The sequence below is a fragment of the Dyadobacter sp. CY345 genome, assembly GCF_021502725.1.
Taxonomy (GTDB): Bacteria; Bacteroidota; Bacteroidia; order Cytophagales; family Spirosomataceae; genus Dyadobacter.
Window position 1 is genome coordinate 1,081,878 of record NZ_JAKFFS010000001.1, and the last position, 26,372, is coordinate 1,108,249.

Annotated in this window: 26 protein-coding genes and 1 pseudogene; 15 read left to right on the forward strand and 12 right to left on the reverse strand. The window is 40.3% G+C overall.

Annotated features, from left to right (window positions below):
- Window positions 1-147 precede the first annotated feature (147 nt).
- The 3 genes from L0657_RS04580 to L0657_RS04590 all read right to left on the reverse strand — a co-directional run bounded on the left by L0657_RS04580 (window position 148) and on the right by L0657_RS04590 (window position 3,635).
- Window positions 148-1,251 carry an acyltransferase gene (locus L0657_RS04580; protein ID WP_310588271.1) on the reverse strand — a complete coding sequence of 368 codons (1,104 nt, stop codon included), beginning with the start codon at window positions 1,249-1,251 and terminating at the stop codon, window positions 148-150.
- 224 nt (window positions 1,252-1,475) lie between these two features.
- Window positions 1,476-2,645, reverse strand: coding sequence for a sensor histidine kinase (locus L0657_RS04585; protein ID WP_235149213.1), 1,170 nt, complete (start codon window positions 2,643-2,645; stop codon window positions 1,476-1,478).
- A 225-nt stretch (window positions 2,646-2,870) separates the two neighbouring features.
- Window positions 2,871-3,635, reverse strand: a complete 765-nt coding sequence (locus L0657_RS04590; RefSeq protein ID WP_235149214.1) for a LytTR family DNA-binding domain-containing protein — start codon at window positions 3,633-3,635, stop codon at window positions 2,871-2,873.
- 110 nt (window positions 3,636-3,745) lie between these two features.
- Here L0657_RS04590 and L0657_RS04595 point away from each other — a divergent pair, with 110 nt between their 5' ends.
- On the forward strand, window positions 3,746-4,861 hold the full coding sequence (locus L0657_RS04595; protein WP_235149215.1) for a S41 family peptidase: 1,116 nt from the start codon (window positions 3,746-3,748) through the stop codon (window positions 4,859-4,861).
- A 183-nt stretch (window positions 4,862-5,044) separates the two neighbouring features.
- Window positions 5,045-6,178 (forward strand): amidohydrolase family protein, encoded by a 1,134-nt coding sequence (locus L0657_RS04600; RefSeq protein WP_235149216.1) that lies wholly within the window; start codon window positions 5,045-5,047, stop codon window positions 6,176-6,178.
- A gap of 183 nt (window positions 6,179-6,361) precedes the next feature.
- On the opposite strand, the gene L0657_RS04605 is transcribed toward L0657_RS04600, so the two are convergent.
- Together L0657_RS04605 and L0657_RS04610 are read right to left on the reverse strand one after the other, a co-directional pair.
- A complete protein-coding gene (locus tag L0657_RS04605) occupies window positions 6,362-6,637 on the reverse strand; it encodes a hypothetical protein (RefSeq protein ID WP_235149217.1) in 276 nt (91 codons plus the stop codon).
- 646 nt (window positions 6,638-7,283) lie between these two features.
- Entirely contained in the window at window positions 7,284-7,877 is a 594-nt protein-coding gene (locus L0657_RS04610; protein WP_235149218.1) for a Crp/Fnr family transcriptional regulator, read from the reverse strand.
- A 390-nt stretch (window positions 7,878-8,267) separates the two neighbouring features.
- Here L0657_RS04610 and L0657_RS04615 point away from each other — a divergent pair, with 390 nt between their 5' ends.
- The 4 genes from L0657_RS04615 to L0657_RS04630 are packed head-to-tail and all read left to right on the forward strand — an operon-like array spanning window position 8,268 to window position 13,314.
- Entirely contained in the window at window positions 8,268-9,275 is a 1,008-nt protein-coding gene (locus L0657_RS04615; RefSeq protein WP_235149219.1) for a T9SS type A sorting domain-containing protein, read from the forward strand.
- A 4-nt stretch (window positions 9,276-9,279) separates the two neighbouring features.
- Window positions 9,280-10,683 carry a triacylglycerol lipase gene (locus L0657_RS04620; RefSeq protein WP_235149220.1) on the forward strand — a complete coding sequence of 468 codons (1,404 nt, stop codon included), beginning with the start codon at window positions 9,280-9,282 and terminating at the stop codon, window positions 10,681-10,683.
- An 8-nt stretch (window positions 10,684-10,691) separates the two neighbouring features.
- The gene (locus L0657_RS04625; protein ID WP_235149221.1) at window positions 10,692-11,972 is read left to right on the forward strand and encodes a PQQ-binding-like beta-propeller repeat protein; all 1,281 of its coding nucleotides are present in this window, start codon (window positions 10,692-10,694) and stop codon (window positions 11,970-11,972) included.
- Between the two features lie 37 nt (window positions 11,973-12,009).
- Entirely contained in the window at window positions 12,010-13,314 is a 1,305-nt protein-coding gene (locus L0657_RS04630) for a PQQ-binding-like beta-propeller repeat protein (RefSeq protein ID WP_235149222.1), read from the forward strand.
- A gap of 433 nt (window positions 13,315-13,747) precedes the next feature.
- On the opposite strand, the gene L0657_RS04635 is transcribed toward L0657_RS04630, so the two are convergent.
- The gene (locus tag L0657_RS04635; protein ID WP_235149223.1) at window positions 13,748-14,443 is read right to left on the reverse strand and encodes a hypothetical protein; all 696 of its coding nucleotides are present in this window, start codon (window positions 14,441-14,443) and stop codon (window positions 13,748-13,750) included.
- A gap of 294 nt (window positions 14,444-14,737) precedes the next feature.
- Here L0657_RS04635 and L0657_RS28115 point away from each other — a divergent pair, with 294 nt between their 5' ends.
- From L0657_RS28115 to L0657_RS28125, 4 genes and pseudogenes are all read left to right on the forward strand, one after another.
- Window positions 14,738-14,893, forward strand: a complete 156-nt coding sequence (locus tag L0657_RS28115; protein ID WP_409014985.1) for a DUF4928 family protein — start codon at window positions 14,738-14,740, stop codon at window positions 14,891-14,893.
- Complete coding sequence (locus L0657_RS04640; protein ID WP_409014987.1) at window positions 14,868-15,236, forward strand: IS3 family transposase; 369 nt, start codon at window positions 14,868-14,870, stop codon at window positions 15,234-15,236. Before L0657_RS28115 ends, L0657_RS04640 begins: the two co-directional genes overlap by 26 nt.
- Window positions 15,237-15,313: 77 nt before the next feature.
- Window positions 15,314-15,532 carry a DDE-type integrase/transposase/recombinase gene (locus L0657_RS28120; RefSeq protein WP_409014988.1) on the forward strand — a complete coding sequence of 73 codons (219 nt, stop codon included), beginning with the start codon at window positions 15,314-15,316 and terminating at the stop codon, window positions 15,530-15,532.
- 36 nt (window positions 15,533-15,568) lie between these two features.
- Window positions 15,569-15,709 (forward strand): annotated as a pseudogene (locus tag L0657_RS28125) (integrase core domain-containing protein); the annotation flags it as partial.
- Window positions 15,710-15,776: 67 nt separating this feature from the next.
- Here the strand turns inward: L0657_RS28125 and L0657_RS04645 are convergent.
- From L0657_RS04645 to L0657_RS04670, 6 genes are read right to left on the reverse strand one after another with little or no spacing between them, the layout of a single operon-like run.
- A complete protein-coding gene (locus L0657_RS04645) occupies window positions 15,777-16,559 on the reverse strand; it encodes a DNA-formamidopyrimidine glycosylase family protein (protein WP_235149225.1) in 783 nt (260 codons plus the stop codon).
- Complete coding sequence (locus L0657_RS04650; protein ID WP_235149226.1) at window positions 16,552-16,986, reverse strand: hypothetical protein; 435 nt, start codon at window positions 16,984-16,986, stop codon at window positions 16,552-16,554. Before L0657_RS04650 ends, L0657_RS04645 begins: the two co-directional genes overlap by 8 nt.
- On the reverse strand, window positions 16,958-17,416 hold the full coding sequence (locus tag L0657_RS04655; RefSeq protein ID WP_235149227.1) for a hypothetical protein: 459 nt from the start codon (window positions 17,414-17,416) through the stop codon (window positions 16,958-16,960). Before L0657_RS04655 ends, L0657_RS04650 begins: the two co-directional genes overlap by 29 nt.
- A 2-nt stretch (window positions 17,417-17,418) precedes the next feature.
- Window positions 17,419-18,156 (reverse strand): SOS response-associated peptidase, encoded by a 738-nt coding sequence (locus L0657_RS04660; RefSeq protein ID WP_235149228.1) that lies wholly within the window; start codon window positions 18,154-18,156, stop codon window positions 17,419-17,421.
- A 1-nt stretch (window position 18,157) separates the two neighbouring features.
- The gene (locus tag L0657_RS04665; protein ID WP_235149229.1) at window positions 18,158-19,420 is read right to left on the reverse strand and encodes a Y-family DNA polymerase; all 1,263 of its coding nucleotides are present in this window, start codon (window positions 19,418-19,420) and stop codon (window positions 18,158-18,160) included.
- Window position 19,421: 1 nt separating this feature from the next.
- Entirely contained in the window at window positions 19,422-19,868 is a 447-nt protein-coding gene (locus L0657_RS04670; protein WP_235149230.1) for a LexA family transcriptional regulator, read from the reverse strand.
- A 300-nt stretch (window positions 19,869-20,168) separates the two neighbouring features.
- Here L0657_RS04670 and L0657_RS28130 point away from each other — a divergent pair, with 300 nt between their 5' ends.
- The 5 genes from L0657_RS28130 (at window position 20,169) to mobC (ending at window position 25,862) form a co-directional block, all read left to right on the forward strand.
- Window positions 20,169-20,399, forward strand: coding sequence for a DUF6965 family protein (locus tag L0657_RS28130; RefSeq protein WP_409014989.1), 231 nt, complete (start codon window positions 20,169-20,171; stop codon window positions 20,397-20,399).
- Window positions 20,400-20,608: 209 nt separating this feature from the next.
- A complete protein-coding gene (locus tag L0657_RS04675; RefSeq protein WP_235149231.1) occupies window positions 20,609-21,010 on the forward strand; it encodes a hypothetical protein in 402 nt (133 codons plus the stop codon).
- A gap of 1,174 nt (window positions 21,011-22,184) precedes the next feature.
- On the forward strand, window positions 22,185-22,577 hold the full coding sequence (locus tag L0657_RS04680) for a plasmid mobilization protein (protein ID WP_235149232.1): 393 nt from the start codon (window positions 22,185-22,187) through the stop codon (window positions 22,575-22,577).
- Complete coding sequence (locus tag L0657_RS04685) at window positions 22,562-23,860, forward strand: relaxase/mobilization nuclease domain-containing protein (protein ID WP_235149233.1); 1,299 nt, start codon at window positions 22,562-22,564, stop codon at window positions 23,858-23,860. The genes L0657_RS04680 and L0657_RS04685 overlap by 16 nt, the downstream gene beginning before the upstream one ends.
- Window positions 23,861-23,873: 13 nt before the next feature.
- Complete coding sequence (gene mobC, locus L0657_RS04690) at window positions 23,874-25,862, forward strand: conjugal transfer protein MobC (RefSeq protein WP_235149234.1); 1,989 nt, start codon at window positions 23,874-23,876, stop codon at window positions 25,860-25,862.
- Window positions 25,863-26,372: the final 510 nt, after the last annotated feature.

A 26,372-nucleotide genomic window follows, 5' to 3' on the forward strand; every position in this document is an offset into this window, starting at 1 on the left:
TTTTAATTAGGAATTTGATGGATTTAGCAGATGGATTCTAAATTAGGTAAGTTGGGTGGAAAATGCTGTAAATAGCCCACTTTCAAGTTGCACTTAACGATTAAGAAAGTACTAATACAGTCCCTATATAAACGAACAGCCGTCCTCCTAAACGACCCGATTAACGCCCGGGATTTTCACAACAACAAATCCTAGTAAGAAGCTGACTATAACGCCAAGCGGTGCCACAATTAAGAATTTAACAGCCGGATCTATTGCCCAGTTTTTGAGTAGAAGCGATAGCATCACCAGCACCAACGGATGCAGAATGTACACGGCAAAGGCACAGCGTGACATTTTATTCATGAAATTGGAATGCGTATTTAACTTGTTTTTTCCAAGCATGAGCAATGCAGCCATAATAGAAATGCCAATCATTTGTTCCCAGAAAGCATAGAGCAGTGCGGCTATATGCCATCCCCCGACAAACCATTCCAGCGGCTGTCCAAATACCATTTTGAGAGAAAAAATTACCGGAAAGCCAATGAAAATCATACAAATAATGAAAATGTTTAGCTTACGATAATGTTGCTGATCAATCTGCTGGATCCATTTGTTTTCTGCGGCAATTGATCCAAAGATAAACATGGAGATGTATTGCGGAAAATGCCCTAATTGAAAACCCAGCGGTTCTAAAACCCAACCTACCGCAAAAACAGTCCTGGTTAAAAAAGTAATGAGTCCAAGCACAGCAGCAAAAAGCAGAATTTGTTTAAGGTTTGGCAATGGCCAGTCTTTAAGATCAGGGTTAGCGATTTTGGTCCAAACGATGTAACACACCGTGAATAGGAGCAGAGCGAGCACAAACCAAAGCACGCCTACATTAATCCAGCCGTCGTAACCTGAGAGAAATTGTATAAAGGTAATGTCATGGTTTTCTGCATAGCGGTAAACGAGAAAATTCATGATAGTTGCCTGAATCAAGGAATAGTAAATTAAAGGGATTCCCAGTCTGAAAAATCTGTCTTTGATGAAAACCGCACTTCCTTTACGTTTTAGCGATCCCGGAATAAAGAGTGCAGAAAGAAAAAAGAAAAAGCCCATAAAAAAGGACTGGTTAACACTAACGGCCATCGTCATCGGAATGACGGCGCCTACCAATTCTGTTTTCTCAAAATAATACCAGCCGCCGGGGGCACCGTAAGTTACCAGGGCATGATGTATGATTACAAGGGCAGTCAGCAGCACTTTCAGATAATCAATAAAAACGATTTTACTTTTAGGGTCCTGCGGGACTGAAGTCTACTGAGTAAAGGAAGGAGGCATTTATTTCATGGTTATGGCTAGAAGTGCAAATTACAAAACGCCAGCCAATTTGGCTATGCCGCATGTATTTTCACAATGATCTAAAACTGTTTGTTAACTTCTTTGAAGTTTGGTCAGAACAAAGTTGATACAATCCCCGATATTTTCAATTTCCCGGCGCATGCTCACTTTTACCGGATACGATCCGCCTTAACTTCAAACACCCCGGCTTTCAAAGTAGGGGTGAGGATTTTGCTTTTGGACAAAGTAAGCGCCAACTTCATGGTATATTGCTGCGCATCATCCAGCACCTGTAACTGGTGATCGGGATAAAGCGCAGCCAATCTTTTGCGTACATTGACCAACCCTAAGCCTCCAACCGTTTTTTTGCCATTGACGGGTTTACTATTTACAATCGTAAGATGAAACACTTCGTCCCGCAATGTGAGATCGATTTTAACAAAGGACTTTTTGGTGGTACTTCCTACACCATGCTTAAAAGCATTTTCAATAAAAGTGATCAGGACAAATGGAGCAATGACCAGCGTCTCGTCCACAGGATTGGGGTAACTGGTTTCAAGGGTCAGTCTTTTTGAAGTTCTGAGTTGTTCCAGCTCCACATAGTTTCTGATAAACGATAGTTCTTTATACAGTGGTACCGTAACATCGGCGGTTTCATAAAGTGAATAGCGCATCATTCCGGATAACTGTTGTACAATTTTTGCCGCACGAGGGCTTTCTTCCTCCGTAAGCGCATAAATGCTGTTGAGGACATTGAACAAAAAATGCGGACTGATCTGGCTTTTCAGAAAATCAAGTTCCAGACGGTTGTAATCCTGTTGCAAATTGGCATTCCGTACCTGCCGCCTGTATATCTCAATCAGCAACTTCAGCGCCAGCGGATAAAAAGCCCGTTCTATAATGAACATCAAATGATAGAATGTTGCCGGATGAAACAATGCTTTCCAATAGGGTGTCCTGTCGAAATGGCTGATCGAGCCTGTGTAATCATCTGGTAAGCCGCAATAATGCTTAACAAGATAGGACGTGTAGTAATAGCATGTAAAAAGAATAAAATAGTAAACCCCCATCCCAATAACCAGAAACCAGGGTTTTCGGGCATAATGAGTGAATAGAAAGACAAGAAAATAATACTGAACAACCACACAAAAAGCGTCACGTATTATGGGGCCCGCATACGTTTTGAAGGGATAATCGAGCGGCGCCGATGGATACAAAAACCAGGGGATGTATGCAGAAAATATCAGCAGTAAAATACCCGATATCAGCAGGGCGTGAAAACCAACACGTGTCCAGCCGTGGTATTTTGTATTGTCAGCAACGATATCCAGTCTGATCATGATTATATTGGAGAAATCCTGAATCTTTTAAAAAGTTCTTCAAAGGAATCTGTTCAGGGAGTATTTCAGTTATTTTTTTCGACGAGAGCGGCAATTTATCCGATAAAAACCATTTTACATCTTCATCGGAAATAACATGGACTCCATCGAATTAATTAAGCTGAACATCCATGACCCGATACCTTTGCTTCCATAGTCGATGAAGGCTAAATCAAAACAGTGGTACTATGAAATCAGCCATTTTTTCAGAGCAAGTTTTACCTCCTCCCGATAGTTAGGGCCTATAATCAATTCCTGACCGGAAGTCGTGATCACCGTGTTTCCTTCCAGCGTTTTGATATATCGAAGTTGCACCAGACAGGATCGGTGAATACGTAGGAAACGATCAGCAGGAAGTGTCTCGCAGAGTTTTTTCATTGTGACAAGTGTAACAAGAAAACGGTCTGAAAGAAAAACTTTGATGTAGTCGCCAAGGGATTCCACGAAAACGATTTCGTCGAAATGAACCTGTTCCAGCTTTTTATCGGTCTTGAAAAATATAAAATCTGATGGTGTACCTTTTTCTGACAAAACCGGTAAGTTCTCAGCAGTGACAGCAGCAGAAACTGGCTGGGAAGTCCCGTTCACTTTTTCCCTGGCGCGGCCAACCGCTTTAAGGAAACGATCAAACGTAATTGGTTTCAGCAGATAGTCAGTAACACCCATATCGAAACCATCCAGGGCGTGATTTGGATTTGCCGTTGTTACAATTACCGCAGGATGTGGTGTAGGATAAGCCCGCAGGAATTCGATCCCCGTCATTTCCGGCATGTTAATATCCAGAAAAATAATGTCCGGACGCATAGCAGGCAGTTGATCATAAGCTACAATGGCATCATCGAATGTTGCGGCATGTTCCAGCGAAGAGACACGGCGGACATATTTTTCAAGGAGTTCCTGAGCCAGCGGCTCATCTTCTATAATTGCACAACGAAGCGTATTTGTCATCATCAGAAATAAAAATGCCGGGAGCTGACCAGCGGTATATCAAGACACATTACCATGAAAGTAACAAAGCTTTTTCTCTAAATCAAAAGCCATATATAAACCGAGCTCAGTCCATGAAAACGAAAATAATACCATTTCTTACGCTAATTTTTGCCCTCACATATACATTTGTCCAGGCGCAGGAAAGTTCCGGACAGAACGCTGTAAGTTCTGATGACTGTTCCTGCTCCCGGGCTTTGGAAGAAGTTATTGACAAAGTAACCCGGATTTATGCCGGATTTGACGACAAGGTTACCGCTAAAACACGACCGGCCTACGACAAATTAATCAAAAATCTGCGAAGCAAAGCATCCTCTGTTAATAGTCCTTTGGCATGCCAGACCGTCTTACAAACCTATACCGGCTTTTTTAAGGACAGCCATGTATCCTCGGTATGGATGAGAGGTACAAAACAGGCAGTATCAAACATGGAGGCGAATAAAAACAGGACAGATCTCGTGACTTTCATGAAACTAAACGACGATTTTCTATATGTGAAACTTGCCGTTTTCGACCAGAGGGAAGTGGGTAAAATGGATAGTATGTTGGCCGCAAACCGGGAATTGCTGGCCAAAACCCCGTATCTGATTATGGATTTAAGAGGAAACGGTGGCGGCAACACCAGCACTTCCGACGAAATGGCCAGACTCATTTATACCAATCCAATCGTGTATCCGGCATGGGATTATCGCAGCAGCGAAGAATTCATCAGATCCAAAGAACGGGAGTTAAAAGCTTATAAGGATACAACCGAGCCCTACAATAAACGTGTGGTGAATTTGCTTCATGCCGCAAAGGCGAACCCTGGCAAAATGGTGAAAGACTCCGGCGATCTGGTTCGCACCCTGGACGTAAATCCCCAAAGCTATCCCCGGCAAATTGCCTTTCTGATTGATAAGGGCAGTGGAAGTGCTACGGAATTCTACATATTCGAAGGTAAACAAAGTAAAAAAGTAACGCTTTTTGGCACAAACTCTTATGGTGTCATGGATTACGGAAGCGATCAGGATTTTAGAATCTGTGACGGGATATACAACTTAGCTACACCATGGGGACGCAATGGTTGGGTGAAGGATTTTCGGATTGACAACGTCGGCTTTAAACCCGATGTAAGCATACCGGAAGGAGAAAAAGATTGGATTGGCTTTGTTCAGAGGTATTACGCAAAAGGAAATACGGCAAAAAAATAAAGACTAAAAGCTTCCGAAATCGGCCATCTGCCGGATTTGTTCCAAACAAATTCAGTAGGTGGCTTTATCATCCGGCTTCTGTGTTAATATAGTTCAGTCTTTTAAGCGGGACGGCGGTTAACTGAATGCCGACATAACCTTTCGCTACACTGAAAAGTCATATTGGCAGATAAAAATCTAATTATGCAGTTATTCGGTCCTGGATTAAGCTTCGCTCAAATGTTTTTAAGGAAATCAGCAGGAACTATACTATGCTGTCTGGGTTGTACGGCTGTTTCCTTCGGACAGAGCCAACCGCTCACCTTTGAACAGTACAATCCGGTGTCTACACTGGTCGTTCCCGAACATCCGGTTACAGCTTCCAGATTTCCATTTATCGATATACACAATCATCAGCCGTACATGGAAAACCAGGATCTGAATAAGCTGGTGAACGCCATGGACGCAATGAACATGAAGGTGATGATCAACCTGAGTGGAAAAGGCGGCGATGCGCTCAAACAAATGAATGATAATGTAAAGAAGCATCAATACGCAGACCGGATAGTCATTTTCACCAATGTAAACTTTAAAGGGTTTGGTGCGTCCAGCTGGACTCGTACCACGCTACAACAACTGGAAAAGGATTTTAAGAACGGCGCAAAAGGGCTTAAAGTTTTTAAAGAACTGGGCCTTACCTACAAAGATGAAAAAGGGAATCGCATTGCGGTGGACGATCCCCGGCTGGATCCGATCTGGCAGAGGTGCGCCGAATACGGCTGGCCTGTACTCATTCATTCCGCGGCGCCAAAGTCGTTTTGGGATCCGATGGACGAGAAAAATGAACGCTGGCTTGAAATGTACAAACATGCCGACCGGCAGTATATGAACCTGGATGTATCGTGGCAGCAAATTATTGATGAGCAACACAGGATGTTTCGTAAACACCCGAAAACGAAATTTATCAATGCCCATTTTGGCTGGCTGGCCAACGACCTCTCAAAACTTTCCCAACTCATGGATGAGCTTCCCAATATGTACACCGAATTTGGAGCCGTTATAGCTGAACTTGGCAGACAGCCCGATATGGCCCGCCGTTATTTTGAAAAATATCAGGACAGGATTCTCTTTGGCAAAGACTCCTGGGTTCCTTCGGAGTATCATGCCTATTTTCGTGTGCTGGAAACCAATGACGAGTATTTCCCTTACCACAAAAAATACCACGCACACTGGAACATGTATGGCATGGGACTAAGCGACCAGATCCTAAAAAAGGTTTATTACAAAAATGCCCTTACATTACTTCCGGGTTTAAACAGGTCATTGTTTCCTGATTAATTTAAATTGGGCTTAGCCCAACACTCAGTTAAACCCATGGTTGACGGAAGGCTTTGTTTCCGCTGCTGCCATAGTTGTTACACGATGGGGCGTGTTTTTAGTTTTTTTATGGTCGTCTTTTGTGGTATTTGGTAATGGTGCTGTGAAGACACAAGCCACGGTTGAAAGTAAGTAGTGTGAAAGCTAATATCGTTCTAAAAATCTACTCTGTCTTTCCCAGTCTCCACTCTTTTTACAATGTTCAATTTGTTCGCTTAAGTATTTCTTAATTGGAATTAATTTTATTCCAACTGTTGACTTCTCAACTATTGAAAGAATATTTCTCCAGTCAGCCATTTCAATATCCGCAAGTATCACATTGCCAGAACCACTTGTTCCGTTTCCACGCCACCAAATTTTTGAGAAGATTTCTCTGTCCTGACTTAATGATAAAAACAACAACAAGATTTCGTCAAACATTTCCCTCATTGAATGTCTCATGTAGGTGTGCCCTGAAAACTGGGAAGAACTCAATAAAAAGCCGGGCGCGTTTAAGAAGATGATGGGGATGAAAAAGCTGATTATTGCAGAGTTTTAACGGGCAACCGACCATTGGGGCTGAGAAAGGTCATAAAGATTATAGACAAGTTTCCTCAATGATACAGGGTATCTATTTCACTACTGGCTCAGCTACACTTGGTCAACATCCCAAAAAACATGCATAGTAAATATGACTTTTGGTCTTGAAGCTTTTACAGCAATAGTCCGTATTATGCCCCTACATGCATATGTCAATGACCTCGATAGGTATAAGATGGCACAATTGGCTTACGATTGGCGGTCCGCTTAAATTGCTTTTCGTATTTTGCTCATAGATTATTATATTTTCAGTAGGAGGGTGAGACATATTCCACGACGTAGACTCTCCTCTCTTTTTGCTCCAAATATAATTATTCCTAGTTTACTCTCTTACTGCTATTAATCTAGCCGGACGCCAGCAAATTACTAATAGCAACTATATACTTAGACCAGTAATCTTGTTTCGATTTTTCATTGGTAGGGCTCGGGATTTTGTCTGTACAAATTGTTACCAGATCTGGACAAGTCAAATAGCAAAGAAAATAATTCACAATTTTTTGTCTCTCAATACCGACTTTAAACACCGGCTAAATGTTGCTGGTGTTGTCCCTAAATAGGTTGCGATGTAATGATCAGAAATCCGGCGAAAAAGTGATGATGGGTGATTAATATATGCTTCAATTCGTTGTTCCACAGTTAGAAATTTAAACAATTTCACTTTTTCACTAAAACTTATCAGCCTTAATTCAAGCATTTGAACTATCAGGTTAGATATGAGAACATCTTCTTTTGCCAAAGCTCGATATTCTTCATATGAAACGGAATAAAGCAGAGAATCTTCCAGCACTTCAATTGCTTCATCAGATTTTTTGCGTGTAAAGAAGCTCTCCGCTATACAGGCAATATCTCCTTCTCCAATAAGCCGTGATGTAATATCTTCATCGTTAATAATATAATATGACCGCATCACACCGGAATGAAGAAAATAAATATTATCGTTGACCTGTCCAATATTGACCAGGATTCTCCCTTTTCGGACCCGATAAGGAGTAGCCATGGAAGGAAAATGTTCCTTCAAATGTGCGAACGCAGATGAGCCCAATGTATCAGTTAATAATTGTAAAGGTTTGAAATTGTTCATCGTTGAGTTATGTCTATTTAAAATCGTCATTTTGTTGTCGTATGACAACATATTTTATTGTCCTACGACAACAAAAAGTATTGTCGTAGGACAAGCAAAAGTGATGTTTAATCACAAGATATAAATATAATAATAGTATTTAGATTTGTAACCGATCAGTATATATAAAATGTAGGTCCTCTAAAACCATCATAAATAACCTGGTTTCTAAATGTAATTATATACAAGTTATTTTATCTTTTTAGTAAAAAATAAGTTACAATAATACTACTATCATATTATGAAAACTGTAAACTGGCTCCCGCCCGCCCCTGGTAGTACTGTACTCATAAGTTCAGTACTATTCATTTTAGTTTTACCGGCACTTCCGGTAAATGCCCAAAAAAAACGATGTCTTATAAGGTAACCGAAGACACACAATATGAGGTAAGCAACAAAGACCTGTTCAAAAACGTGAATTCGCAGGATCTTATTGAAATGAGACCGCGAAGTGAGATGTACAAAATCACAAAAACAATAGAAGGAAATTACTTTCGTGAAACGAAAGAATACCTTGTGGCAAACTCAACTGAATCTTGGTACCCAGATTCCAAAAAAATTGTTACGGATAATGATGGTACCAAAATTTACAATTCTAAGGGTGAATTGATTTTTGAAAGGCAACACCCAGAAGAGACCAAGAAACAAATAGATCAAAATATCAGGAACAACGGAAATCAATTAGGTCTTTTGAATCTTCCTGACCCTGAGTTAATCAGCTTGGAAGCAAAAGTCCAAAATGCCTCTTTCAAGAAATTGCCAGATGGTACTGTTGCCATAAAAAGAGCAATCAAAACTAATGTAGACGGTACTTATCTGGATTTTGGAGCAACAGAGGAAACCGAAATTAGCAAAAACAATAGTATCATTAAAATAAGGGTAATTGACTCAAAAAATCATGAGATAAAAAGTGAGGATATTTATCTACGTCAAATAACCAAAAATGAACCAAAGGCATTGAAAATGTTCGAAAGGCTTAAAACAGAACATTCTTCATACGCCAATATTTATCTAACCAAGTACATCCGCTACGAGAATTATGAATTGGATGGCAAAAGAGTCTTTGAAGAAAACATAGCCAGCGAACCTGAAAAGCTTAATGATGGGGAGCCAACAGTCAAAGATTTGACTTTATACCCGAACCCAGGTGTTACCGAGATTACTGTACAATATGCTGGTAGCCTAAAAATTGGCGGTATCAATATCGTAAATTCTTTTGGTTTAAATGTATCCACTGTGATTTTGGGACAGGAGAACGGTGTCATAAAACTAGATATAAGTAAGTTGACTCCAGGAATCTATTCGGTGATTCTTAGTCATTCTACAGGTACTATTAGTCAACAATTTATTAAAAAATAAACTCATGAAAAATTCAATATACTTTGTCATATTTTTTTCAATTGCGGGATTTTCCACCAATGTGAATGCCCAGTATACCAAAAACCTGTATTTCGTCCATGGTTTAGGTGGTAATAGTTTTTCATTTACAGATTTTGCAGGTGCTATTAGTTATGGTGCAACGGATTATCCATCCCGAAAAGCCAATGTGTTCAGCGATATAATCTATTCGGATGGGCAGCAATATGGCTTGCAGGCATGTGCCGATCGCGTGAGAGAACAAATTTTCACAAAGCCAAACGCAGCTAGCTATGGAGCCAATAGCTTTATTATTGCACACAGCCAAGGAGGTATCGTTTCGAGGAAAGTAGATCAATTGATACAAAATAGTGGAAACTCTAGGACATTTGGCGGGATTGTTACCATTGGCTCGCCACACGGTGGAGCTCAAATTATTAACAACAGGGATTCCAAGCTTTTCCCTTTGGCAAATAGTACTTGCAATAAGCTCTTAAAAGTTGAAATTCAAGGTGTATTAGGACAAACACCGCTTTTAAAAGGATTACTATGGCCTATCGCAAAACGACTTAGCCAGAATTTTTCAAATTCACTTTGTAATTTTGTGGTACCCAATGACGCTGATCGTTTTAGTGTGGTGGACATCGTTGCAGGTCATTTCACATCTGCGGTTGCCGATTCCTATATGGTGGGTTCTTCTGAATTAAATAACTTAAACACATTTCATCAAAACAATACATCAAATATCCAAAAGGTTGCCTTTTACGGTGTTAAAGACCATAATGATGTGTTTTGGCGGGTGCTGCATTATTTCAGGAACGACCCAAATGCGGAATCGACATTTGGAGCATCCAATGATAATCAAGGTGTTACGGATGGACAAAACATCCTGATGGATTATCAGGCAGCACGCCAAAGTGAGATAAATGCACTTGGCAATCATTGCTCTTGGTACAATACATTCCCTTTTATCGGATGTATTGGGAGGCAGCCTTATCTGGATAGAATTGATGCATTGGAGGATGCTATAAATTTTCTTCAAAACATTAATAGCAAATGGCTGGAGGTTATCGGATCGGCTACCTATACCACAACTACTACCAACACCTGCTACTATACGCCTATTGGCAGTGGATATCCGCAAACTTCGACTGCTCAGCCGTGTCCTCAAATTTCGGGTTATACTTTAACCAACACCTACACTGTAACTACCACAGATAATCCCATAAAACCCTCCGATGGCGTAGTGTTGGTAGAATCACAAAAGGCTTTCCCTGGTGTTAGTCTAAACAATCAGGTAGAACTAACTAATAATTCACACATGCAGGAGAGGAATTCGCCGGAGTTAAAAACGCAATCCGATTTGTTGTTTAGAGGTACTTTTAGTCAATTTTTTGAAATTACTTATTAATCATGTGCATGCTATTGAAAATTGACCTTCTCATTATCATTGCAGCCGCTTTTACTGGCTGCAATGATGGTTATGATATTAAGCCTCTTCCACCTTATGAATGGTCAAAACCTGTATGTGACACTACTTTAAAGGTAGTATGGCAGAAAATAATTTCAAAAGACTCAAGTTATGGTGAGGCGCGTTTCTTATCTGACAATGGCCGGTACATTTACCAATATACTGGAGATTATGATAAGAAAATTAAAGGTGGTTTTTTTGAGTTTGATGATAACAACATTCGCGAACTCTGGAAGATAGAGCCAGATATTCCAAATGACAAACGGGTTTTTAAATTGTACTCATCATTTAGAGACTTTGTTCTTTTGCAAAATAAGTTCATTTATACAGACGTGGCAACGGTATATTGTTACTCGTTTCAAGGTGATTTGATTTGGAAAAACAAATTTGGTGGAGTTGAAAACAAAGGCAATGGTAACTCCTCTATAAGTGGCTTTGGAAATAAAGTGTATATGGCGTCAAAAAGGAATGGTTCTAATCATAAAAGATATTTGTTTGAGATTGATATCGAAACGGGGCTTGAAACATTGTTATATACAGAACCAATGGAGAATAATATGATTGGTACATTTGATCCACCGACTACGTATATAATAGAAAGTGATACCATCGCCACTTTTCAAATCAGAACTTACAGCCAGGTAGATGCACATAATAGATCAGATTTGGTGGCATTTAATATTTCTAAAAACAAAATTCTGTGGCGAAAAGATAGTCTGGACAGGTACGCTAGGGGTTCTGCCAACCCGATTCTGATCGAGAACAATAAAATGTATTATGCTGGAGCCTTTGATATTTACTGTCTTGATGCCGTCTCAGGAAAGCTGATCTGGAGGCAGGCTTTCGATAATTATCATTATGAATTTAATCATACAAGTATGTTGCTATTGGAAAACGGTTTAGTAACAAAGTCCGAACACGAGGAAATCGCCCTACTGGATAAGGAAACAGGTGCAATAATTTGGGAAAACAGAGGAGTTGGCACCGGTAGCTTGCAGATTGAGTTATATAAAGGTGACCTTATTATGTCAAGCTCTGGTAAAGGAACCCTTGAATGCCTCGACAGCCGTACTGGTTTTCTCAAATGGAAGGCCAAAGCTCCTAATCAATGTATAGACAACAGAGCGGGTTTTGGTTTATATAGTTTCGTAATTAATCCCAAAACCAATTTGCTCTACATCTGCGACAAGTTCTTTATCCAGTGCCTGAAGTTACCAGGGTATGATTAAGGCGGTTTGGCCAAAATTTTCAAATTACTAATTGATCATGTCGGCGCTATTAAAGTTAGACCTAATCATTATTATTGCAGCCACTTTTATTGGCTGCGATAAGGGATATGACCTTAAGCCTCTTCCGCCTTACGAATGGCCCAAACCAACTTGCGACACTACTTTAAAGTTGGTATGGCAGAAAATGATTGATCCTGATTCCGCTTATGGTATTGCAATTTTATTATCATCAAACGGTAAAAATATTTTTTGGATTGGATCAGATAATGGTAATATAGCAAGTAATACAGACCCGAAATTTGGCTATTTTGAATTTGACAATGATAATAAAATCAAAGAGGTATGGACCATATTTAAAGACCGTAACAATGAAACAAAAAAAATAAACATTCATTCCAATAGAGAATTAATTGTATATAACGGGAAATTGATCTATACTTCTTGGCATGACCTATTTTGTTTCAGCGAAACAGGCGAGTTATTATGGAAAAACGGTAAATTTTCAGGTAATGATGGGCAAGGTAGTGGTGGCCCCTTTATTAGCCGATATGGAAGTAAGGCGTATTTCCCGTCCGCTGGTAAGGAAGTTACGGATGAAAGCTATTTATATGAGGTGGAGATCGAAACAGGAAAAGAAAGATTACTGTTTACTGAGCCAGTAAAGGATAATTTAACGAGTCATTTAGATTGTCCCGTATTGTATACACTTAATAATGATACCATTGCAGCCTTTCAAAGTAGGAAATACAGCCAGGTAGATGCACATTATAGATCAGATTTGATAACATATAATATTTCTAAAAAGAAAATTCTATGGCGAAAGGACAGTCTGGACAGGTATGGTAGGGGTTCTGCCAACCCGATTCTGGTCGAGAACAATAAATTGTATTATGCTGGCGCCTTTGATATTTACTGTCTTGATGCCGTCTCAGGAAAGCTGATCTGGAGACAAGCTTTCGATAATTATCATTATGAATTTAACTTTGCAAGCTTGTTAATGTTGGAAAACGGCTTAGTAACAAAGTCCGAACACGAGGAAATCGCTTTACTTGATAAGGAAACGGGTGCAATAATCTGGGAAAACAGAGGGGTTGGAACTGGTAGTCATCAGATTGAGCTGTATAAAGGGGACCTTATTATGTCAAGCTCTGGTAAAGGAACCATTGAATGCCTCGATAGCCGCACTGGTTTTCTCAAATGGAAGGCCAAAGCTCCTAATCAATGTATAGACAGCAGAGCGGGTTTTGGTTTATATAGTTTCGTTATCAATCCCAAGACCAATTTGCTCTACATCTGCGACAAGTTCTTTATCCAGTGCCTGAAGCTACCAGGGTATGATTAAGGCAGTTTGGCCAAATTTTTCAAATTACTGTTTGATCATGTATGCACTATTAAAAGTTAACCTTCTCATTATCATTGGAGCCGCTTCTATTGGCTGCGATAAGGGTTATGATCTTAAGCCTCTTCCACCTTATGAATAGTCAGAACCCGTTTGTCAAATCCTCCGCTGTACATTGATTATCACTTTGTTTACAGCTGTATATGATTACAATGCGCATAGTGTTCTTAGGTGCCTCGCTGCTAAGCTGCGGATTGAACAGGGAAGAGTCAACCCTATCGGGGTTTTTTCAGTCATTATATGATCGGACTGAAAAGGCATACAGATAGCAATTAAATCCAAGGCAAGAAGACGTTAAACAAATTTTAATTCGGGCGTCAGGCTGCCGCTGAACGAAACCCTGATGCAAAGTATGGAAATACTGTGGCTCCCAGATTTAATATTGCTGAAAACGATCCACCAGGATGTAATGAACCTTTTTATCTTTAAAATAGATACGTACCTGTTCTGTAATGCCTTGCGACTGTGTGTCGTATATAAATGCCCAGGGCAACTCCGACTTCTTGGGATCATACAAGGAGTAATCATATTTAGCACCCAATACAATGCGCTGAAATTTGTGTTTGTAATCTTCCGAGTTGCTAAGTACAATCAATTTTTTATTCAGGACTTCCAACGGATCGTTAGTTGCAATTGCCTTTTGTAAATCGGCTGTTTGTGGCCACTGGCTTAACTGTGTTCCGTTGTTAAGACGAATGCTTTTGACCTTGCCAGAAGCAAGTTCAAATTGCACACCATTTGGGGTATCAAAGGTCTCGTCAAGGACCAACCAGTCGAAAAAATGCAGACGGTTCTTCAGGTCAGTGACATCAGCAAAATAATTGTTGACTGCACTAAGATAAACTGCAGTCTTATTCTTTCGATATGCTTCTAGTATTTCGAAAGCGTCGTCAGTGGATGTGTTAATGCCAATACCTCTATAATTTCCCGTTGTAATACTGTCCTTACCTAAATAATTGACGCGTGGCTCTGGCTCAGGTCCAACAATTGTCGGATCTTCCCGATACACTTGGCAGCTTGTAAGGTTAAGGCTGAGTAGCAAAAGGACAGGTAAAAATAAGGTAGCTCTCATAGGTTTTTAGGTTTAGTTACCTACAAGTGACACACCTGCTTTCCATTTAGTTGGATCGTTACATTAAATATATACCGTAACAATATTTTCATCTGGCTCAAAGCCCTGCATAGAGAGCCTTGTCAAACTGGGAGTGACTGAATGATAATAGAGAATGACAGATCTTTTTTCGTAATATTTCTCGGTATCTTTTGTGATAATAGAAAGTGCTATTTTTTTGACATTTCGGTCAGAGTGGAAAACAACTGGGAAGTAGGAGCTGGTACGGTGTGAATAGATTACCGCAAAGCTTTTTTGACACCGTCTAGCGGACTGTCTTTTGCGGCTCTTGATCAAGAAAATGGCCGAACGGGTGATTTCGATATTGGTGATGTTACCATTCACGTTACAACTCGACCATCGGAGGCACTTCTGTATAAGTGCCGTGAAAATTTGCTTGCCGCTGTGTGAAGTTGGTTCGGGCGATGTATTACTGAAGCACCATCGCTGCGACGACACATTACTAACAATGCGAATGAAAGAAATCGCAAATACCAGGGCTAGATACGGATTTCGCAGGATTTGTGTGCTGTTGAAAAGAGAAGGTTTCAGCGACAATCACAAACGAGTATACCGTATCTACAAAGCTTCTGGGCTTAATTTAAGGACAAAAAGGCCACGCAGAAGCCGTAGTGCGGAGCACCGTCTTGAACGTCTGGACACTCAAGCCATTAACAAGGTCTGGAGCGGACGCCGCGCGGCATGGATTTTGTTCAGGATGCGCTTTTCAATGGAGAACGATTCCGGGTCTTAACTGTAGCGGCAGCCGCGCGGTCGATAACTGCAGTAAAATTTGCCACGGTTTACTGGCTGGAAAATCTTTAAAAGGGATTGATCGGAGCGGCCTGTGCCGTTGTTACGGAATTAAGCCGAATCTGCCTGGTTGAAGGATGTTTTCCACAGCGAATTCAATGCGATAACGGTAGTGAATTTATTTCGAAGGAAATGGACTTATGGGCGTATTCGAATGACGTAACACTCGACTTCTCAAGACCAGGAAAACCAACTGACAACCCATATGTTGACCGGGTCGCCGGTGCGATCATTTAATGGAAAGTTCAGGGCGGCCGCCGCGCGGATGAATGCCTTTCGGTTAATTGGCTCTTATCTTTGGACGACGTCAGACGAAAAATCGATGACTTTCGGTGGGAATACAACCATTTCAGACCGCAAAGTACGCTTAACGATTTAACCGCAGCCGCGGACGGCTCCAAAAGAATTTGTTAATTTACATCACGAAACACCGGAAACTCTACCTTCAACCGTTTGAAAACCAGGGAGTACCTCACTCATGTTAATACTTGATTTGGCTTGCTGTGTGATAGGTCATGCGACCGTTTAGTTTTTCTCTTACAATTTCTTCACCTTCTTCCGTATGAGTGATTGTAGGATTATGAATCAATCGGTGACTCTTATCTTTCATTTTAAATGTTTCCTCAATCGAACCTGAACTCAGGAGTATGGATTCTTGAAAGTCCATAGTCCGCTGAATATTTTCATACAGCTCTTGAACTTTTTCAAGAGGAATATATTTACTTACCGATAATGGAGAAATACGAGAAGCATACAGTATTTCATCAACGCTCGCATTACCTAAGCCGACAACCCGTTTTTGATCAAGTAAAATTAATTTTATGACGGAAAATGAATCTTTTAATAAGCCCGTTAAGTATTCCATTGTGAAACTTTCGGTCAGAACTTCTGGCACATGGCTTTGTTTCGGATTAAGAGATAATTTTGCCTGACCAAAGCTGTCTCCCACAGAAATACCCTCATCATTATCGAACCATAGATCAAAAATTGAATATTTCGCTGGCTTATCGACCGGAAGAAGATCTATCGTTCCAATAATCATTAGATGGATAGATAAAACGTTTCTGTTTTTGAAATTTAGGCAGAGTTCCTTTCCCGCTCTTGAAACTGATTGCAAGACCTGGCCGGTAACTGCTGCTTGATATTCTTCTTTTGGAGCATTTAATTTCTTAACCCAGTTAATCTCTAACCTGTCGACTTTCTGCCCCCGAAATTTTCTTTCAATAATCTTAGCTAATACATTCAATTCAGGAATTTCAGGCATTGATGTAGGTTGTTAGGTCAAGATTAACTCGTAATGCTTTATATGGCTTCTTGGTGAATATTTTACATGTTAATTGCAGGTCCATCTCACTCTCAGCCGGGACATATTTAACTCTTGGTTCGCCAAATTCACCTTCATAATCTACCTGAAATATTGCGAACGGAGTTGGCCCAAGGAAAATTGGTATGTCTACTTCAATACAATAAATATCAAACTCAGTACTTAAATAAGCATTTTCAAGCGCTTGACCCCAGATAAGATCAGAATAAATTTTTAATTGACCATTATTATCTGAATAGGTGCCGTGGATAAATGATTTTCCGGCAAAAAATGTATCGGATGTTACATCCCATAAAGCATAGTATTCTATTTCTTTACCCGAATGTTGTGCTATAATTTCAGGATCGATATTGATAAAACCACTCATGATGATCGCTGTCGTATATGTGAGTAATTGAAGATTCTATAAATTCAGCAGTTTTGCCAACTTGGTTCCGACATGATTGTCTCAGTAGCTCGCTATCAGATGGCGACAGCATCATTTTTTCCAAAGGGTCGACGTTAGAGCTAACCGGACTAACCTTAATAATATTGATCGTAATTACAGGTTGATCAATCCAGTCTGTATCTGCTCTTTCTAAAATAACCGGATAGTTAATTTCTTTAAAAAACGAATCTTTAGGATCCTGAAACAGAAAAACAATTATAGGAACGAGATTGACAATTTTCAGAAGATATTTCGGCTCTTCGTTTTTAAGCAGACCACTTATTTCGGTTTTTACAACGACATTGAGCTCTTTGTCTGCTGGATGTATTTCAATAGTTTCGGACTGCGTTTCTGCTGGATTCTCATTCATGCCTAAAATAATGAAGTTTGCGTTCCAAGATCATTTTTGGTTGACTTAATTTGCTTTTTTAGTTTTTCTGCCTTCGGAGGAACACTAGCAAGTTCAGCCTTCAGTTGAATGTGCGATCTGTCCCAGAAAGCCATTGGAGGAATCTTTTGGTCAAGCCATGCATCTTGCTCATCCGGATTAAGAACTACTAACATGCGTTCGCCCTCATTCTTAATCTTCTTCATTAGTTCATTTCCCTCTGTCGTGCAGATTGTATAGCAATATGTAGTAGATCCTGTGACCGGATCTCGCCATTCGTTGAACAGACCTGCACAGCAAAAAACTGAGTCATCAGGCTTGGTTACCAAATATTTTGTTTTTTTGCACTTCGGATCATTCACGTCAGCCCATTGCCATTCGTACATGCCGTCCATAGGTATTAGGCACCTGTTTCCTATTTTATCTTTAAAACTTGATTTCTCTTCAAGAGATTCTATTTTCGCGTTCAAGCAGTTATTACGTGCTTTTTTTGCATCATTGTTATCCTTTGATTTTCCTTGCTTAGTTAAGTAATCAGCAAGCAATCCCCATTCATAATACTGAATAATTTTCGGCTCCGTTAAGATTACAATTGGGTAAGCCGGCGATTCAAATCCATTGATTTCGATCTGTGGTGTGTAGATATCTTTTTCCAAAAATTCTGCTTTAAGCGCCTTGGCGACCTCAACATCGCTCGCAGTCAGACGAGTATGATAACACATATCAGTTTGCGTTTATAGTAATAATTTCGTCAAATTTAGTGGTGTACCGTGGTGAAAGCCTTTCCTGTTTCATTTTCCAGGTTCTTCCAAGGTCTTGAGCCGCAAGTTTCACTTTCTGTTGTCCGTACGCTTTATTTAATTTGTCAACCACAGCAAAAAGCGGACCATGTGTTGAATTCGAATTATCAAATAGCATCCATTGCCCGTAATTCGCAGGGGTAAGCTCTAATGCCATTACGCCAGCTTTCTTGTATCCAAAGCCTAATTTAAATATTTTTTGCAGTCCTTTGGTCGCAAAACGGGCTAATTCTATCGAAGAATTTGTAGGATAAGGAAGCTGCATGACAATACTGCGATTATATTGTGGTTGGTCTTGCCGGAATGCATTGGTATGAACAAAAACCATAATCGCGTTGCAGCACGAGTCCTGCTTCCTTAGCCGCTCGGCACAAATAGCCGCAAACGTGACGACACGCTCCTTGACTTTTTCAAATTCTGTGTAGTTCTCATTGAAACTACGGGTAACGGCCATATTCTTTTTAGGCTTTACCTCTTCTAGTTCCAGTGTCCGGATGCCGGCCAGTTCCCGTTTTAACCTCAGCCCAACAATAGACATGTTATTTTTTACCCACTGATCAGGCATTAACGTGAAGTCGTAAGCTGTATTAACTCCCTGGGCAATTAATCGTTTCGCATGCTGCCTGCCAACTCCCCAGACATCACCAATCTGTAGCCACTTGATTGCTTTGTTGATTTTATCCTGACCGTCAATAATATATACTCCTGCGGTCGCATTTTGATATTTCTTTGCAATCCTGTTTGCAACTTTGGCGAGTGCTTTTGTAGGTGCAAATCCAATGCTTACAGGTATACCAGTACTTTTGGTAACAGTTCTACGCATTTCTTCGCCAAGAGCCTGTAAGTCAAAGTATCCGTAACCATCAAATTGAAGAAATGCCTCATCAATTGAGTAAACTTCAACGTCTGGACAATAGGTGCTGAGGATAGATACGACGCGGCTGCTCATATCTCCATACAGCGCGTAGTTACTGGAGAACACTTTTATTCCCTTTTCTTCAAAGTCTTTTTCAAATTGAAACGCTGGCGCTCCCATTTCTATCCCAAGCGACTTGGCTTCATTTGATCTTGCTATCACACAACCGTCGTTATTACTGAGAACTACAACCGGGACACCATTTAATTCAGGACGAAAGACCCGTTCACAACTCGCGTAAAAATTATTGCAATCAACAAGTGCGAACATGCTAGCAGGATTTAATTATGTATGTAACGATTCCCCATATAATGAATTCGCTTTCTGATGTGACTTTTATCGGTGGGTATTTCTCATTCGCTGGCAAAAGCCACAGCACGTCCTTTTCCAGCAGGATTCTCTTGACAGTAAACTCCTGATCAATGAAGCAGACCGCTATGCAGTTGTCTTTATAGGGGAGGCTTTTATCTACAATCAGTATATCTCCGTCATCAATACCGGCATCGATCATAGAATTACCTTTTACTCTGCCGAGGAATGTCGCGGGCTGATTTTTAATAAGTTCACGTTTAAGATCGATATCGACATCAATAAAATCGGCGGCAGGGCTGGGAAATCCAGCACTAATGCCTGGAATTAGGGGTAGCAGTGATTCGCCGATAAACTCAATGGCAAATAATTCCAAATTATCCGATGTTAAGATCGATATCGCTTCCATAGTTCACAAAGTTTTTAGCAAAGATCAGGAAACGGAAGCCATAATGTCAAGACAAAAATGGAATAAATCCAATAAAATGGAATAATTCCAAATTGATTAATTCACAGTTATGGTTTCGCGTTTTTTGCTTAATTTGGTCATATAATTAAAGGACAGGATCTCAACGACAGTACGGCGTGGTATGAATTCCGGATTGTATAAAGATTACATTGAAAAGGCGCGCATTTCAAATAAGGTCTTTTCTGACTACCATTGGTTAACAATCACTAGAGATTATTTATTAAATTCCGATATATCAGCATGAACGACCACGATCTTGAATTGCAAGAGCTGTTACACTACTTTAAAACCGCTAAATTTCCGGAAACACCATTCAAATTGAATAGATATATAACAATAGTCAGTGATCCGGATAAATTCATAAACTCAAAGGTCGCTGAGATTCGCAGATACAAAGGTTCAGTAGTTGTACTTGATTCGTTATTCAAACATTTGAGAGAATTGAAAATATTAACTTTAAATCTAACTTAGTTATCTCGGCACCTAGTAGAGAAATACTTATTAGATTTTTCAGGGAATCTGAATTATTTAATTGAATTGACGCGAATGCAGCTGTTGAGGAATTCCTGGATAAGATATATGCCAGTAAAACTCCTAGTTATATTTGGCTTGTCATTGATGGTAGTCTTGTGAAACCTGAGTTGATTGGAGCTTTCAGCGAATAAGAAGACGCGGAGAAGATGCATAGTTTATTGCCAAACAGCGGAGTGGATCATTTTATCCTCGACGAATATTGCGATGATATACATCAAAATCACAGCCTGTTTGAAGTAGAACTTGATACGTATGGCGAGCTCATATTCGTTGACAAAACGGTAAACTTTATTACAGGTAATAACGAGGATGATTCGGAAGAAGATGAAAACATTGTGACAGACGGGAGCTATATCTATAAATACAGGAAGCGGTCGTATTTTGCAGCTGATGAAAACGCCGCTGTATCTCTTGCTAAAATAGCCTATCAAAGTAATAAAGATTTTCAGGATCACGCGGATGATGGCGTAAGTAAAGCAATGGATGAATTTGAGCGGGAGCTTGCATTAGGGTTAGTTCGAGTGAACCGCGATAATTTCAGATTTTAACAGTCCAACGTCAGGGTATAAAGGAAGATACGATGATAGATACTGCGAAGTAGATCGAGCATTTTAAGAATTAGCGTTTAATTTAAAGAAGCTGACAAAGCTACTTGGAACTGTCATTGTTATTTGTCGCAGCATCTATCTCCTATAACAACTTGTAGAAACATCTTTAGAGTGATCTAAGCATACAGTTATCGGAAATGCGATTTAGTTATGTGAAAAATTTGACCTCTAAATGTTATACTTATGAGCGATTCTGGTCCGTATGTTTTAAACAAAAAGAGCCAGAGAATAAACGCTGACCCTTTTACAACACCCTCCTTTGTGGAGATTTATCTCCACACTAAATATTATACAAATGTTTAAATTTATTGCCAGATTTCCAAAATGAGGAAATCATCACATGACTTTGACCTCTCTAAGTGTTTCACATACCGAAGTTCAGAAGAGTTGAGACTCAAAAATTAGACTCAACAATCGTTCCCATCTCATTTCTGGTGCCATCTCCTTTATCAAGAAGGTGCTGAACTTTTTGAGTCTTTAAGCATGACAGGGATTTGCGAATACGGTATAATTTACCAATTATAAACCGCTATTGACCAAAAAAGCTAGTTCTGCACGTTTAACAGATTCTGACTAATTTTCTTTGAAATAGGAAAAGTTAGCAATGGCTTGCGGAGTCATCCGGATGTTTATCCTGAATATGGATGATTGGAATGGTAAGGTGCCCCCTTTGCTCTGTCAATAAAATAAAGTACAAATGCGCGTAATTAGCGTATAACCGGCTTTATATGCTCGCAAATTTCAAGGCGCTGTGTTTTTAGAAGAGATTCATATGAAGAATCATCAAAGGGAATGTTGATGTATTTTCCCCAATCACAAGTCAAAAAGAATAGCAAAACTAGCGTCCCGGGTTTTATAGCTTTTTAAAGGCGGCCAAAAGTGTTCGGCATAATGACGGTCCTCTCTATTCCTTTATCTTTTAAAATTTAGTACCGTCAACCCTTCAGGTATTTATTCCACTTCCTTTTGGCTATTAACCTGGCCGCTTACGTTGGGCTTTCTTTTTCGGTTGTTTAACAACCACCGAATTCTGGCCGCACCTATTCACTCCGAAGTCGTGGGTGGGGGAGTATAAAAAGTAAAAGTGTTTGAGATTGGGATAAGGAAAGTGAAGATGGGAAATCAAAAATCAAACAAAACAAGAATTGTCGCGCTCAGACTAAGCCCGCAGGAATTCACACTACTTGAGCGCAAATTCAAGGGTAGCACCTGCCGAAAGCTCAGTGAATATATCCGTAAAGTAATCCTTGAAAAACCGGTCGTAGTCTATTACCGAAACAGTTCACTTGATGACGCTGTCAAAGAAGTGGTCCGGCTCCGAAATGAGCTGAATAACATCGGAAATAACTTTAACCAGGCGGTCAAAAAGCTTCATACGCTCGATCAGATTACAGAGTTCAAGTCCTGGATTTTCAGCTACGAGCTTGATAAAAGAAGGCTGCTTTCACAGATCGATGAGATCAAAAAACAGATCGATAAAACAGCAGACCAATGGTTGCAATCATAAAGACCGGCCACTCAATTCAGCGCAGTTTTTATTATAACGAAAATAAAATCAGCCAGGGAGATGCGCAATGTATCATGGCCGCGAACTACCCGAAGGATCTTTCAGATCTTAACCAGATGCAGCGCCTAAATATGCTACTTAAAACGGCTGCGCTCAACGAAAATGTGAAAAGAAACAGCGTTCATATTTCACTGAACTTTGATCCCTCTGAGAAACTAAGCAAGGATCAACTGTCACAGATTGCAGGCGTCTATATGGACAAAATTGGCTTTAAAGATCAGCCTTTTTTAGTCTATGAACATTACGATGCTGGGCATCCGCACATCCACATCATGTCGGTAAAAGTCCGGCCCGACGGCAGCCGGATCGAGACCAATAACATCGGCAGGAATGAGTCTGAAAAAGCCAGAAAACAAATTGAAATTGACTTTGGGTTGATGAAAGCAGAAGCGCACAAACGTCAGTTTTTTGAGCTTAAACCAGTGAATATAACCAGGGCCCAATATGGAAAATCACAAACCAAGCATGCCATTAGTAACGTGCTAAATACGGTGCTTAATGCCTATAAATATACCTCTGTCGCAGAGCTTAACACGTTGCTTAGACAGTACAATGTGCTGGCGGACATTGGAAGTAAAGACTCAAGGATCAACAAAAATAAGGGGCTTGTCTACCGGATTTTAGATGAGAAAGGACAGCCGGTGGGCGTGCCGATCAAGGCCAGTGACTTTCATTTTAATCCAGGTCTCAAATATCTCGGTGAGCGTTTCATAGTTAATGAAAATGCGCGTCAACCGCATAAAGCCAGGGTGAAAAATGCCATCGACTTAGCATTGATGGGGACTTCAAAGCCGGATCTTCAAGGACTCGCTTCTGACCTTGACAAGCAGGGAATCAAGATGGTTTTAAGGCAAAATGACTCCGGAATAATCTACGGGATCACCTACGTGGATCACCGTACCAAATCGGTTTTTAACGGCAGTAGTCTTGGAAAACAGTACAGCGCAAATGCTATTCAAGAGCGGTGCAGGCCAGCGGTATTAACCCAAATTTCAAAGCAAGAGGGGCAAAAGAAGCAAGCCAATCGCAAGGTCAATCACGAAGGGGAACCTTTCAAAAACAAAGACCACGTAACAACTTTTAAAACCAATTCTGGCAGCAGCTATGAGCAAAACGAAATGCTGGATTCACTCCTTGACCCAGTAAAGGATGACAGTCCGCTTCCGTTCGGGCTGCGTAAAAAAAAGAAAAGAAAGCAGAAAAATATCAGTAACAGTCTTTAAACAAACATATATCATGGCTTCACAAACAGGAGAAAACCAGCAGGCGCTGCATAGGATTACCGACATGACAAGGCTAATCAGTATTCTTATTCTGGCCATTCATTTTTATTACTTCTTTTACAACGTTTTTTCGCATTGGGAACTGGTTTCTATAGTCAGTGACCGAATACTTTCCAATATTTACAGAACCGGACTCTTTAACGGGTTTAACAGGACTAAGTTTATCGCGCTGTCGTTTCTTTTGATTTCATTGATGGGAGCGAAGGGCAAAAAGGAGGAAAAGCTTAGCGTCAAAAAGGGAATCATAATCATCGGTATCGGAACGTTTCTGTTTTTTACATCGCAGCTTCTGATGCATTCCAGTGCCGATTTCATCGTGGTTTCACTCTTATATATGGTCATAACCACCAGCGGATTTTGCCTGGTACTGACAGGCGGGACGCTGCTATCGCGCGTGATTCATTTGAAGATTAACAGCAAAGATATTTTCAATAAGGAGAACGAAACGTTTCCTCAGGAGCAGCGGCTTTTAGATAACGAGTTTTCTATCAACCTTCCTGCACGCTACCATTTAAAAGACAAAGTTCAGCCAAGCTGGGTTAATATTATTAATCCGTTCCGTGGGATTCTGGTTCTTGGATCGCCAGGTGCGGGCAAGAGCTATTTCTTCATCCGACATAATATTACCCAGCACATAAAAAAAGGATTTTCCATGTTTGTCTATGATTTCAAGTTCGATGATCTTTCAGTTATCACATATAATACCTGGCTAAACAATCAGGATGCCTACAAGATTATTCCCAAGTTTTATGTGATCAATTTTGATGATCTGGCCCGAACGCACCGCTGTAATCCGCTGGACCCAGAGAGCCTCCTGGACATTACAGATGCGGCCGAATCTGCCCGTACCATTCTAATGGGACTCAACAGGGAGTGGATCAAAAGGCAGGGTGATTTTTTTGTGGAATCCCCAATCAATTTTCTTACAGCTATCATCTGGTTTTTACGAAGGTATCAGGACGGAGAATACTGTACGCTTCCACACGTGATCGAGCTGATGCAGGTTCCTTATGAGAAGCTTTTTACGATCCTTCGGGCCGAAAAAGAGATTGAGGTTTTAATCAATCCGTTCGTATCAGCTTATTTAAATGATGCGATGCAGCAATTGGAAGGCCAGATCGCATCAGCGCAGATTTCAATGGCCAGACTATCTTCTCCGCAGCTTTATTATGTCCTGTCGGGTAGTGATTTTACGCTGGATATAAACAATCCAAATGAACCCAAGATTGTCTGCATGGGAAATAATCCGCAAAAGATTTCGGTTTATGGCGCGGTGCTTTCGTTATACGTGACGCGCTTGATCAAGCTGGTCAATAAGAAAGGAAAACTTAAAAGCAGCCTAATCTTTGATGAGTTCCCGACCATTTATCTAAATAACATGGATAGTCTTATCGCTACTGCCAGGTCGAACAAGGTTTCAACGACACTCGGTGTTCAGGACTTCAGTCAGCTTAGAAAAGATTACGGAAAAGAGCAGGCGGATGTCATCATGAACATTACTGGGAATATCATTAGCGGGCAAGTAACAGGCGATACTGCGAAGCAATTATCGGAGCGTTTCGGTAAAATCATGCAGGACCGGACAAGCTTTTCTATTAATCGAATGGATACCTCGGTTAGCAAATCAAAGCAGCTGGATTCAGCTATTCCACCTTCGAAGATTTCTGCGCTTTCGTCGGGTGAGTTTGTTGGTCTGGTCGCTGATAATCCAGAGCAGAAGATTGATTTAAAAGCGTTTCATTGTGAGATTTTAAATGATCACCAGGCACTTAAAGTAGAGCAGGATAATTACCAGCCCATACCGGAAATCAGGAAAATTGATCAGTCAATGGTAATCCGAAATTATATGCAGGTTAAGCAGGATGTTCTTGATATCGTTGAATTTGAAATGGAAAACATAATGGAAGATCCTGCCAGTCGCCATCTTATTGTAAAAAAATGATGACGTGAATTAGTTTGGCTTACTGCCTGACGCGGACGGCACGACACACAAAAATTTCCCACGGCAAGGGGTACTTAAATCTTTGAAAAATGTTGGCTTGTTTTTGGAAGCCAACCCGTTTACCGAGTCGACGATTTCTATCAGGTTTGACTTGCCTTCACTCTAAAAAAGGCGGTTTTTTTAAGATGAATTGTTATAGGATGCTATTTTAAAAAACGACTGGTAATTAGGATCGTTCGACTAAAATTCGTCTTAGAGGGAAATATTAAACTATAATATTTAAAGGCTTGTCCTTTGTTCTTTAACCTTGCCCGGATTGTAAATTATTGTAAAATTTGAACATAGAGTATCTACGTGGCCCTCCTAATTTTTTTTGAGATTTAAGCCAGAAATCTATAACTATTGTTCTGAAATAACCTAGTGTATACGTCAGTACGTCTTCTGATGTTAAAATTAGGAAGGAATTTCGCACTTGTGTTGTTTTTGTGATGATACATTAAATCGGTACAG